At 69.1% G+C, this 11,562-nt stretch carries 10 protein-coding genes; 5 read left to right on the top strand and 5 right to left on the bottom strand.

Translation table 11 applies throughout. The features are described 5' to 3' along the window. Nucleotides 1-187: 187 nt before the first annotated feature. Complete coding sequence (locus IT184_17745; protein MCC7010658.1) at nt 188-1,804, bottom strand: hypothetical protein; 1,617 nt, start codon at nt 1,802-1,804, stop codon at nt 188-190. A gap of 189 nt (nt 1,805-1,993) precedes the next feature. Between IT184_17745 and IT184_17740 the strand changes: the two genes are divergently transcribed. Further along, entirely contained in the window at nt 1,994-2,500 is a 507-nt protein-coding gene (locus IT184_17740; protein MCC7010657.1) for a hypothetical protein, read from the top strand. 15 nt (nt 2,501-2,515) lie between these two features. On the opposite strand, the gene argC is transcribed toward IT184_17740, so the two are convergent. Next, complete coding sequence (gene argC / locus IT184_17735) at nt 2,516-3,457, bottom strand: N-acetyl-gamma-glutamyl-phosphate reductase (GenBank protein MCC7010656.1); 942 nt, start codon at nt 3,455-3,457, stop codon at nt 2,516-2,518. Between the two features lie 253 nt (nt 3,458-3,710). Here argC and IT184_17730 point away from each other — a divergent pair, with 253 nt between their 5' ends. The 4 genes from IT184_17730 to moeB all read left to right on the top strand — a co-directional run bounded on the left by IT184_17730 (nt 3,711) and on the right by moeB (nt 8,379). Beyond that, complete coding sequence (locus IT184_17730; GenBank protein ID MCC7010655.1) at nt 3,711-4,388, top strand: (Fe-S)-binding protein; 678 nt, start codon at nt 3,711-3,713, stop codon at nt 4,386-4,388. Further along, complete coding sequence (locus tag IT184_17725; protein MCC7010654.1) at nt 4,385-5,842, top strand: iron-sulfur cluster-binding protein; 1,458 nt, start codon at nt 4,385-4,387, stop codon at nt 5,840-5,842. Before IT184_17730 ends, IT184_17725 begins: the two co-directional genes overlap by 4 nt. Next, on the top strand, nt 5,839-6,510 hold the full coding sequence (locus IT184_17720) for a lactate utilization protein (protein ID MCC7010653.1): 672 nt from the start codon (nt 5,839-5,841) through the stop codon (nt 6,508-6,510). The genes IT184_17725 and IT184_17720 overlap by 4 nt, the downstream gene beginning before the upstream one ends. Before the next feature lie 408 nt (nt 6,511-6,918). After that, nucleotides 6,919-8,379, top strand: coding sequence for a molybdopterin-synthase adenylyltransferase MoeB (gene moeB, locus IT184_17715; protein ID MCC7010652.1), 1,461 nt, complete (start codon nt 6,919-6,921; stop codon nt 8,377-8,379). A 199-nt stretch (nt 8,380-8,578) separates the two neighbouring features. Here moeB and IT184_17710 read toward each other — a convergent pair whose 3' ends face one another. The 3 genes from IT184_17710 to pheA all read right to left on the bottom strand — a co-directional run bounded on the left by IT184_17710 (nt 8,579) and on the right by pheA (nt 11,470). Then, on the bottom strand, nt 8,579-9,523 hold the full coding sequence (locus IT184_17710; GenBank protein ID MCC7010651.1) for a hypothetical protein: 945 nt from the start codon (nt 9,521-9,523) through the stop codon (nt 8,579-8,581). Continuing rightward, nucleotides 9,516-10,103 (bottom strand): sigma-70 family RNA polymerase sigma factor, encoded by a 588-nt coding sequence (locus IT184_17705; protein ID MCC7010650.1) that lies wholly within the window; start codon nt 10,101-10,103, stop codon nt 9,516-9,518. Before IT184_17705 ends, IT184_17710 begins: the two co-directional genes overlap by 8 nt. A 170-nt stretch (nt 10,104-10,273) precedes the next feature. Then, a complete protein-coding gene (gene pheA, locus IT184_17700; protein ID MCC7010649.1) occupies nt 10,274-11,470 on the bottom strand; it encodes a prephenate dehydratase in 1,197 nt (398 codons plus the stop codon). Nucleotides 11,471-11,562 lie beyond the last annotated feature (92 nt).

Genomic DNA, 11,562 nt, shown 5'->3' with positions numbered 1-11,562 from the left:
AACACGACACCCGGCAGCCGGCGACGCCAGCGGGAAGGACCCGATCGTACGGACAGAGAGGCAGACAACGACATGGCACGCTCCATCTCGTCCCGGACGCACGTCACGACGTGGCCGGCGACGCGTTCCGTCTTGCTGACAAAGGTGGCGGAGAGTACCACGCCGCGGCGCGGAGTGTCGAGGAGGTTCAGCGACGGCGCAGCTCGGTTCGATTGAGATCGATCTGCAGGCCGATAGCCGTGCCGGACGCCGGCGTGCCGTGGACAGCCACGCCCGGTGCTGACCGCGAGCCCGAATGGTGACCCAGCGAGATTGCGGGCGCCGACGGCGACAACGTGGAGGTGGAGGCCACGTAGATCGTCGCGCCCCGCCACACGCTGCCGATCGACCAGCCCACGACGAAGCCCGCAGCACCGAACTCGGTCGGCGCAGCGAGCCAGGCCAGCAGCGCGCCTTCCTTCTTCAGCGGCGTGTCCGCGTGCGCCGTCGCCACGGCCGCAACGGTTACGCCGGCCGCGAGCCCGATCAGGGTCCCGAGACCGGCGCAGAGGTCGGTGTGATCTCGATGCCTGACCTTGGTCACGGTCGACACGGGGAACCGGCGGTACGCACCGTGCCTCACGATGGAGACCGACTCACGATCGAAGTCGACGAGCGCGCCGAGAAGCGATTCGCGGGCTGTCGCGACGACGACCTCGTCGCCCCGCCGTGCGCGGTCGAGCAGGCGCGCGTAGAGCACGCTGCCTGGACCGCTCGGCTGAACGGCGGACGCCGCCGCGTCGCCGCCGGGCCTCCGTCTCTCGACAATCGCCAACACCGTCGGCTCTCTGGGATCGGACTGCCCGGCGAAGCCGAGCAGCGATCGGCGACCGACGCCTTGAACGACGGCCTGCCCCTCGGCAGGGCCCACGATGGAGTACTCGACGGCGTCGACCGGCTCGGGCGACGACACGAGAAACGCGTAGGTCCGGCCCTCGGCGATCGTCGGCGGGCGCCAGAGACGGAGGCCGTCGGCCGTGCGCGGATTGATCGCGGCGATCAACTGGTCCAGATCCGGCGCCAGTTGCAGCTCGATTCGCGAAGGTTCGTTCCGGACAGACGTCGCGAGGACGACCAGCATCTCGCCCTTGCGAGCGCCAGCCGCGACCATCCGGTATCGGAGCCGCGCCATCTGGCGGACGTCTTCGACTGCGCGCTCGAACGTGCCCCGGATCAGCAGCGACGTTCCCGTGGCGCTGTCGCCCGCTTGCGGGTCGTGCTCGAGCAGCAGGCGCCCGCTCACGATCGCGACCGGCCGGAAGCCCTGCCGCGCCCAACCGTCGATCTCCGGCATGCCGACGGCGGACTTCCCGAACGCGTCGACGACCCGATGACGAACCGGCGGCGCGCCGGGCGACCTGACCATGAGCAGCAGCGCTTCGCTCGGACGGCGCGTTCCCCACAGCGTCGTGTCGCGGTCGCAGGTCTCGGTCGGCGAAATCCCGCCGTCGATCCGGAAACCTTCCGAGCCTGCCGGCTCGAGCGCAGCGGCCAGACGGTCGGGACGGGCGCGCACGATGCGATAGTCGCGCGCGGCCGGCTCCGGCGACTGCTGGGTCACCAGCACGAACCCGCGACAGTCCGTTTCCAGGCTCACGACGCGACGACCGCTGGCTGTCACGGTGTCGAGACCGCTCGCCAGATCCTGTTCTGAAGCGAACCACTCGGCTGGACCCGGCTCCGCCGCCACCGGCTGCGCGGCCGCGGGCGCGACAGCGCACAGGCTGGAGAGGCACAGGGTAATCGCGAGCCGTTCGAATCGCACGGCGTTCCGATGCGACGGGCTGCAATCGACGTACCGCGGTGCAGCACGCCCGTACCTGCCAGCGGGGTACGCGGATTGCTCTCCTACACAGCGGCAGCCGGAGGCACCATGCGTCGTGCGAGATCTTCCAGGGTCGATCGTCTCTGTCGCTGGCTCGTCGTAGCGGCCTGCGTTCTCGCGCACCCGTGGATGGCCGGAGCCGACGAGCGTGTCGGATGGCACTACGGCCTGTTGGTCGGCGGTGCGACGATGCCGGCGAGCGCCGGCGACTTTCGGCTGACGGCCTTCGGCGCCTCAGCGGGCAAGATGCTCGGTCCGAACACCTTGGCGCAGGTCGCGCTGACGAGGGACGAATCGCGCGAGCCCGTCGCGCTGACGGGCGTCATCTTCCTCACGGGCGCCATCCAGCGATGGCTGTCACCGCGCACGTGGGTACGCGGCGGGGTCGGTATCGGCAGCATCGACACGAGCGAGCTCACCGAGGCAGGCCTCGTCACACTCCCCCGCACGCGCGGCGGCTTCGTCGTCTTGGGCGCCGCCGGCGTCGAGCTGGCGGCTTACGAGTTCTCGCCCCAGAACACGCACGGCACCAACCTCATGCTCGACATCCAGTACGAGCACAGGACGCTGCCTTTCACTGAAGGCGCCCCAGCGGTCGGCGCGATCATGATCGGGATCAACTTCTATCGCCGTTGAGCGAACGCCGGTGCTCTAGAGTCCGAGGCTTTCGTCGATGCCCAGGTGTACGTTCATGCACTGGACCGCGGCGCCCGCCGCGCCCTTGCCGAGGTTGTCGAGGCGCGACATGAGGACGACCTGCGATGCCGATCCGAACACGAAGAGGTCGGCGCGGTTGGTGTCGTTGCACCCCTGCACGTCGAAGTACCCGGCCTCGAGCGTCGCCGGGTCGTTGAGCGGCATCACGCGGATGAACCGCTCGTTCGCGTAGCGCCGCTCGAGCGCGGCGTGGAGCGCCTCGGCGGTGGCGCCGGGCGCGAGCTGCGACAGGTGCAGCGGCACGCTCACCGTCAACCCCTTGTAGAAGCTCGCCACCACCGGCTGGAAGATCGGCGCGGCCTCGAGGCCGGAATGGACGTGCATCTCCGGCAGGTGCTTGTGCGCCAGCGTCAGCGCATACGGACGCGGCGACCGCAAGCGCGCATCGTCTCCTGATTCGTACTGCGCGATCATCTTCCGTCCGCCTCCCGAATAGCCGGTGAGGGAGGTCGCCGAGATCGGCAGCGCGCGCGGGATGAGGCCGGCATCCACGAGAGGCCTGACGATCAGCAGGAATGCCGACGAATGGCAGCCCGGGTTCGCGATGCGCTTCGACGCGTGGATGCGCTCGCGCTGCCCGGACATGAGCTCCGGCAGGCCGAAGGCCCAGCCCGGATCCGTCCGGAACGCGGTGCTCGCGTCGATGAGGCACGTCTTCGGATTCGTGAGCAAGCCGGCGGCTTCCCGCGACGCGGCATCTGGCAGGCACAAGAACGCGACGTCGGCCGCATTCAACAGCCGCGCGCGCTCGTGCGGATCCTTCCGCTTGTCGGCGTCGATGCGGAGCAGCTCGACGTCGGGCCGGCTCGCGAGCACTTCGCGAATCCGCAGCCCCGTCGTGCCCTCCTGCCCGTCAACGTAGACGACGAACGTCATTCCAAGAGCATAAAGGAGTTGCTGGAATAAGATGGGGCACGGTCCCTGGTCCGTGGTGCCGGGTCCCGAGTTCGACGAACCCGTCTGGACCGGCGCCATCGTCACTCACTCGTGAGACCAGGACGGAGAAAGCTGGCGCGTGTCTTCCACTTCTTCCACGAACCTGGGACCCAGGACCAGGGACCCGGAACCGTGTTCTCGCGTCCAGCTCCTCGTCACGTGTCTCATCGACCGCGTGGCTCCCGACACCGGCATGTCCGTCGTCCGCGTGCTCGAACGTCTCGGGCTGCAGGTCGAGTGCCCGGCCGGGCAGACCTGCTGCGGTCAACCGGCCTTCAACGCGGGCTACCTCGACGAAGCGCGCGCGCTCGCTCGACATACCATCGACGTCCTCTCGCGCTCCGACGCCCCCATCGTCGTGCCCTCGGGCTCGTGCGCCGACATGGTGATTCACCAGTACGCCAGCCTGCTTCGCGACGATGGCGTCTATGCGCGGAAGGCCGAGGCCGTCGCCGGACGGACGTACGAGCTCACGCAGTTCCTCGTGGACGTGATGGGGACGGCCGACGTGGGCGCGGCCTGCCACGGGCGGCTCGCGTATCACGCGTGCTGTCATGGGCTGCGCGGGCTGAACGTCAGGCGCGAACCCGAAGCGCTGCTCGACGCCGTGACACACGCGACGATCTGCCCGCTCGCCGAGAGCGACGTGTGCTGCGGGTTCGGCGGCCTCTTCTCGGTGAAGCTGCCCGACATCTCGGCCGCGATGCTCGATCGCAAGCTCGATCGGATCGAGGAGAGCGGCGCCGACACCGTGGTCGTCACGGACGTGAGCTGCGCCCTGCACATTGAGGGCGGCCTTCGCCGGCGCGGCAGCACCGTTCGCGTCCGTCACATCGCCGACGTGCTCGCCGAAACGGGGGCGGCCCGATGAACGTCGACGAGCGCCCGTTCGCGCAGCGCACCGCCGAGGCGCTCGCCGACGCCCACCTGCGGCACACGCTTCGCACCGTCACGACCGCCATCCTGGGCTATCGTCGCGCCGGCCTGGGCCGCCTTCCGGCGTCGGACGGCTGGCGGGATCACGCGCGCCGCATCCGCGCGCACACGCTCGCGAACCTCGACCGCTACCTCGACCAGTTCGCCGGCGCGGTCGAAGCGCGCGGCGGTCACGTGCACTACGCCGCCACGGCGGCCGAGGCCGTCGCGTACGTGCGCGATCTCGCGATCGCACGCGGCGTGCGCCTGGCCGTCAAGGGCAAGTCGATGGTGACCGAGGAGATTGACCTCAACGGCCACCTCGAGCGCGCCGGCATCCGCGTCGTCGAAACCGATCTGGGCGAGTACATCGTGCAGCTCGCCGACGATCGCCCATCGCACATCGTGATGCCGATCATGCACATGACCCGGCATCAGGTGGCGGACCTCTTCAAGCGGAAGATCGGCGCGACCGAGGAGGACGTCGCCGACATCGCGTCGATGACGCAGCTCGCGCGGCGCGTGCTCCGCGAGGAGTTCGTCAACGCGGACATGGGCATCAGCGGCTGCAACTTCGCCGTCGCGGAGACCGGCAGCATCACGACCTGCACGAACGAAGGCAACGGCCGCCTGACGACGACGATGCCGCGCATTCACGTGGCGATGATGGGGATGGAGCGCATCGTCCCCACCGTGGCGGATCTCGGCGTCATGCTGCAGGTCCTGGCGCGCAGCGCGACGGGACAGAACCTCACGGTGTACACGAACGTCGTCAACGGGCCGCGCCCGCGCGAGGGCGATCGCGCCGAGGGCGACGGTCCGGACGAGTTCCACGTCGTGATCGTGGACAACGGACGAAGCCGCGTGCTCGCGTCCGGACAGGCCGAGATCCTCTACTGCATCCGGTGCGGGGCGTGCCTGAACACCTGCCCGGTCTTCCACCAGATCGGCGGGCACGCGTACGGCAGCGTGTATCCCGGCCCGATCGGATCCGTCCTCACGCCCGCCATGCACGGCATGGAGAAGTTCGACGATCTGCCGCAGGCCAGCACGCTGTGCGGCGCGTGCCGCGACGTCTGTCCCGTGCGGATCGACATCCCGCGCATGCTGCTCGAGCTGCGCGCGAAGGGCGTCGCGCAGGGCAAGTCGCCGCTCTGGGTGACGGCGGGCATCAGGGCGTTCGTCTTCGCGGGCGTCCGCCCAGGCCTGTTTCGCACGGCTGGCGCCTTGGCGGCGCGCGCCTCGCGGATGCTGGCGCGCGGCGGATGGATCCGCCGGCTGCCCGGGCACCTGTCGGCGTGGACGCGATCGCGCGACTTCCCGGCCCTGGCCGCGACGTCGTTTCAGGAACGGTGGGAGGACGCCAAGACGGCCGGCGTTCGTGACAATCGGGAGAACCCGGCTCGATGACGAATCGCGCGCGCATGATCGAGACCGTGCGAGCCGCCGTCCGGCAAGGACATCTGCCGGACGCGGAGGCGCGACATCCCGGCCGTTTCGACCCGCCGCCGTTCGACGGCGATCTCGAGCAGCGGTTTCGAACGGAGTTCGCCGCGCTCGGCGGCGTCGTGCACGACGCTGCCGGCCGCGACGACGTCACGGCGGTCGTGTTGCAGGTACTGGCCGGCGAGCCGACTCGCACGGTGCTGGCGTGGGACGCTCGATGGTTGCCCGTGCCGGGCGTCCTCGAGGCGCTCGCGGCGCAAGGTGTCGGCGTCCTTCACCAGCGGCCCGACCATGCGAGATCGCAGCCGCATCGTGTCGAGCTCGCGGCTGCGTCCGTGGGCCTCACGGGTGCGGACGCAGGGCTGGCCGAAACCGGATCGATCGTCGTGGCGTCGGGGCCAGGCCGGGGCCGGCTGGCGTCGCTGCTGCCCCGCGTCCACATCGCGATCCTGCGCCGCCGCGACATCGTGGCGTCGCTGCCCGCGGTGATGACCTCGCGCCCCGACCTCGTCACGTCCGGAGCCAACTTCGTCTGCATCACGGGCCCAAGCCGCACCGCCGATATCGAACACGTGCTCGCTCGCGGCGTCCACGGCCCCGGCGACATCCACGTGATTCTCGCCGAAGGATGAGACGCTCGCCGAAGGACCGCCGGACCGCTGGACCGGACCCCGGACCGAGGGACCGCATCGTCGGACCCGGGACCCCTGGACCGAGGGACCGAATCGTCGAACCCGGGACCCCGGACCTGGCACCAGAGGACCGTTCTTTGATATCTAAGAAGGGTATGATTCCCCGTCTGGCCGGCTGTACGACCCCATGTAGCCCCGGCAAGGGCCGGCCTCACGCGCGCGGATCCACGACGATCGAGTAGCACCGGTTCGGATCGCACGCCGCCAGGCCCTGAACGATTCTCGTTCCGGGCCTTTTTCGTGTTGTGAGCCGGAACCGGTGCGCGTCGTATGTGTCGACCGTGGCTGCGGCGCTATCGGCCACGTCGTGTCGAGCGTGTTGAGAGCGTGTAGAGAAGGACAACTGAGATGCCGACGACCGTGTTCATCCCCACCCCCCTTCGTCCGTTCACCGATCAACAGGCGTCCGTGCAGGTGGCCGGCGCGACGGTGGGCGAGGTGCTGCAGAACCTCGTGAAAGCCCACGCCGAGCTGCGGAATCACCTCTACAACGCGGACGGCAAGCTGCGCAGCTTCGTCAACATCTACGTCAACGACGAGGACATCCGGTACCTGAGCAAGGAACAGACGACCGTCGGCGAGAAGGACACGGTCAGCATCGTGCCGTCGGTCGCCGGCGGCACGTCGGCCGTCGACGCGCCGGCGATGCCCGACCTGACGGGCGACGAGGTCCGGCGCTACAGCCGGCACCTGATCATGCCGGAGGTGGGCGTCGACGGGCAGAAGAAGCTCAAGGCGGCGAAGGTCCTGTGCGTAGGTGCGGGCGGCCTCGGATCACCCGCGGCGCTGTACCTCGCCGCGGCCGGCGTCGGCACCCTCGGGCTGATCGATTTCGACACGGTGGACTTCAGCAACCTGCAGCGGCAGATCCTCTACAGCTCGGACGACGTCGGCCGTCCCAAGCTGAAGGCGGCCTACGATCGGCTGCACGGCCTGAACCCGAACATCCGCGTCATCGGACACGAGGTGGCGCTCAATTCGTCCAACGCCCTGGAGATCTTCCGGAACTACGACGTGATCGTCGACGGCGCCGACAACTTCCCCACGCGCTATCTCGTCAACGACGCGTGCGTGCTGCTCGGCAAGCCGAACGTCTACGGCAGCATCTTCCGCTTCGACGGTCAGGTGTCGATCTTCGCGACGAAGGCGGGCCCGTGCTATCGCTGCCTGTATCCCGAACCGCCGCCGCCCGGCCTCGTCCCGAGCTGCGCCGAGGGCGGCGTCCTCGGCGTGCTGCCTGGCGTGGTCGGCACGATCCAGGCGACCGAGGCGCTCAAGCTGATCATCGGCGCGGGGGATCCGCTCATCGGCCGCCTGCTGCTGTTCGACGCGCTGCAGATGAAGTTCCGCACGCTCAAGCTGCAGAAGGACCGCGAGTGCCCGGTCTGCGGCGATCACCCGACCGTCAAGACGCTCATCGACTACGAGCAGTTCTGCGGCATCACGCCTCAAGTGAAGGCGGCCGACAAGGGCACGCTGCCCGCCGAGCTCGAGACGAGCGTCGAGGAGCTGAAGGCGCGGCTCGATCGCGGCGACGTGTTCCTGCTCGACGTCCGCGAGCCGCGCGAGTGGGACATCGCCCACATCGAGGGTGCCACGCTCATCCCGCTCGGCGAGCTGCCGAAGCGTCTCGACGAGCTGCCGCAGGGCCCCGGCGCGCCCGACATCATCGTGCAGTGCAAGTCGGGCGTGCGCAGCGCGAAGGCGGTGAACCTGCTGCGCGACGAAGGCTTCGACCGCGTGAAGAACCTGAAGGGCGGCATCCTCGCCTGGATCTCGCGGATCGATCCGACGCTGCACGGGTATTAGACGGTCCGCTGGTTCCGGGTTCCGGGTCCCGGGTCCAGGGTTCGCGCGCGTCGGTTCCGGGTCCGTCGGTCGCGGGCTGTGGTCCGCGGTTCCGCGGTCCGGTCGACGGGTTCACATTTTCGAGCGCGCGCGTTGGATGACGCCGCACGTGAGATCGGCGGCGATGCGCGAGGGGACTGCGGCCGGCGCGACTTCTCGTCTAGAGCGGCTCGAGCGATTCGAATATCTGGACCGCTCGCTCCTTGGTCAGCGATCGCCCGAAGATCGAGTAGCTGACGCCGTCGGCTTCCCAGTGGAGCGACGAGGTCAGCGGCATCCTCCCTGTCGGATCTGGATCCCAGACCAGGTCCTGCCCATCGGCCGTCACCGTCTCCGTGCGCAGCTCCGGGCTGACGGACCCTTCCGGACCGACGATGACTCGCGAGAACCCCACGGAGAGGCCGTTGCCAACGGGCGCTTCGATCATGAGGACCTCGTTGTCGCCCTCACCGAAGAACGCCATGACCATGCCGTCGGGCGCGACGAAGGCATACGTGAACTCCGCGGGAAGACCGATCGAACCCACTCTGGGTGCGTGGATGTGCACGTCGGACACCCTCGTCAGCTCAGCCACGGTCTCGATGCGCACGGCCTGCGAAGACTTGCCCGGTGGGACGTTGCCTCCCATCCCGACATAGCCGGTGTGCACGAACCAGTGGCTTCCGGCAGCGAGGTCTGAACGAAACCTGCCCAACGTCCTGTCGACCTCTCCGGCATCCTGCGGCCCGAACTGCGAGAGCTCCGTGTGTCCGCCGACGAGCACGGACTGCAGGATCTGCACGAGCGGACGGGCGAACGTCTTGCCGGCACCGGGGATCGCCGTCATCAGCGACACGAGCAGCAGGACGACCCCAGGTGTCGCGATGAGGGCACGATGCCAGAAGAAGGGAACCGCGGGCGGCGCCATGCTCGGGATGGCCTGTCGATGCGCGATGACGAACGTGCCCGCAGCAGCGGGCACATCCGAGGCCCACGCGGCGCTGGCGGCCCTGAGCTCGGCGGCGATTTCGAGACGGCCTGCAAGTCCTGGCGGGCCGCCCACGGGGCCGGCCGCGCCATTCGACAGCGCTTCCTCGAGCAGACGAGCCGCATCGGCATCACGCATGACGCACCCCTTGTCGTTGTTCCAGACGTTGACGGAGCTTTCCGAGAGCACGGTAGACGACCACGGCGACGTGGCTCTCGGAGAGACCCATCAGCGACGCGATCGCGCGATTCGTGAGGCTGCCACCGAACTTCAGCCCGAGCACGTCACGTTCGCGGTCCGACAGCGTCGCGAGCGCTTCGGCGAGGTGCCGATGCTGCTCGCCGTCGATGGCCGTCCGCTCGGGATCGGGGCCGGTGCTCGCTCGATGGCTCAGCCACTCGACGGGCAGCCATCGCCAGCGGCGGCCGGCGCGGAGGTGATCCCGGACGACGTTCCTGGCGATGCCGAAGACCCACGTCTGCATGTCGCCTTTGGCCGAGTCGAAGCTGTCGAGACGATCCAAGGCTTTCAGGAACACCTGCGCGGCGAGATCGTCCGCCGCGCCGCGGCCGACTCGATACCGCACGTAGAGGTGGACAGGCGGCAGCAGCGTGTCGCACGCGTCGCGGAACACGCGCTCGACGTCCGGGCGCGCGGCGGGCGCGCTCCGTGACGTCAGCCCGAGAGAGGGCCCCGCGGTGATGTCTCGACTGAACACGACGTCTCCTCGGACAGATACGTCCGAGGCGGCGAGCTATTACGACGCGTCGAGTGCTGGCCGGTTCGGTTGGCGAACCGATTGGCGGCGAACGGCCGTAGAGAGACGATGCGCGCGCCGGGCACGCGCGGCCGGAGTCGCGCCGCCAGGATGCCCTCCTGGCGTTGTCGCTACGACGCGTCCTCCGCCTGGCCTCTCGGCATCGTCCTCGCCGGGTACGACCCGAAGATCTTGAGCGACAGCGTCAGCTCGGCGAGCTCGTTCATCGCCTGCTGCACGGGCGGCTCGGCGACGTTGCCCTCGAACTCGACGTAGAACAGGTACTCGAACGGCCGCCCCGGACGCGGCCGCGACTCGAGCTTCGTGAGATTCAGGCCGTGGCCGGCGAGCACGTTCAGGCAGGCGAGCAGCGCGCCTTCGCGGTGCTGGATGACGAACATCACCGACGTCTTGCACGGCACGCGCGGATCCCACGGCTCGGGCTCGCGCGCGATCACGAGGAAGCGCGTGTAGTTCTCGCGATGGTTCGCGATGTCGCGCCGCAGGATGTGCAGGCCGTGGAGCGCGGCGGCTTCCGCGCTGGCGATGGCCGCGTGCGTCGGGTCGTGCTCCTGCTTCACCCGCTCGACGCTCATGGCCGTGTCGATGAACGACTCGACGGCGGCCTGCGGCAGCGAGGCGAGAAACGCGGTGCACTGGTAGATCGCCTGCGGGTGCGAGTAGACCTGCCGGATGCTCTCGAGCGGGACGTCGGCCACGCCGATCAGGCAGAGCTCGATCCGCAGCACCTCCTCGCCGACGATGGCGAGGTCGGTGTGCGACAGCGCGTCGTACGCGTCGTGCACCGAGCCCGACGTCGTGTTCTCGATCGGCAGCATCGCGTAGTCGGCCGCCCCGGATCGCACCTCTTCGAGCATGCCGCGAAACGTCTGCACGCCGCGGTACGTCACCGGGCCCGGACGAGGCCCGAAGAACCGGCGCGCCGCGATGTGGCTGAACGCGCCTTCGGCGCCCTGGTAGACGACGGTGATCGGCCTGGCCGGCACGCCGCCCGGGTGCACGCCGCCGAGGTGCAGCTCCTGCGTCCGCACCGACAGGTCCACGATCTCGCGGAACAGCCGGACGACGAACATCTCGTCGAGGCCGTGGGCTCGGGCACGCTCGACGAGCCGGGCCATCTGCTGCGACTCGCGCTCGACGTCGCGGAGCGGCGCCTCGGTCCTGGACTTGACGGCCGCCACGCGCTTGATCGCCTGCTGGCGCCGGGCCAGCAGGTCGACGAACGCGTCGTCGATGCCGTCGATTTCCTGGCGCAGCGTATCGAGCCGGTCGGCCGCCGGCATCTGCCCGTCCTCGTGTGCGTCCATGTCTCTCCGGCGCGTCCTGGCGGCTCAGAATGATTTCAGGCCGGGGTCGGCTTGGCTACATAAATATAAGTGATTCAGATTCCAACATTATT

Source organism: Acidobacteriota bacterium, from assembly GCA_020853395.1.
Lineage (GTDB): Bacteria > Acidobacteriota > Vicinamibacteria > Vicinamibacterales > SCN-69-37 > JADYYY01.
The sequence above is the reverse complement of the archived record's forward strand: the minus strand, read 5'-3'. Positions and strand labels throughout refer to the sequence as shown.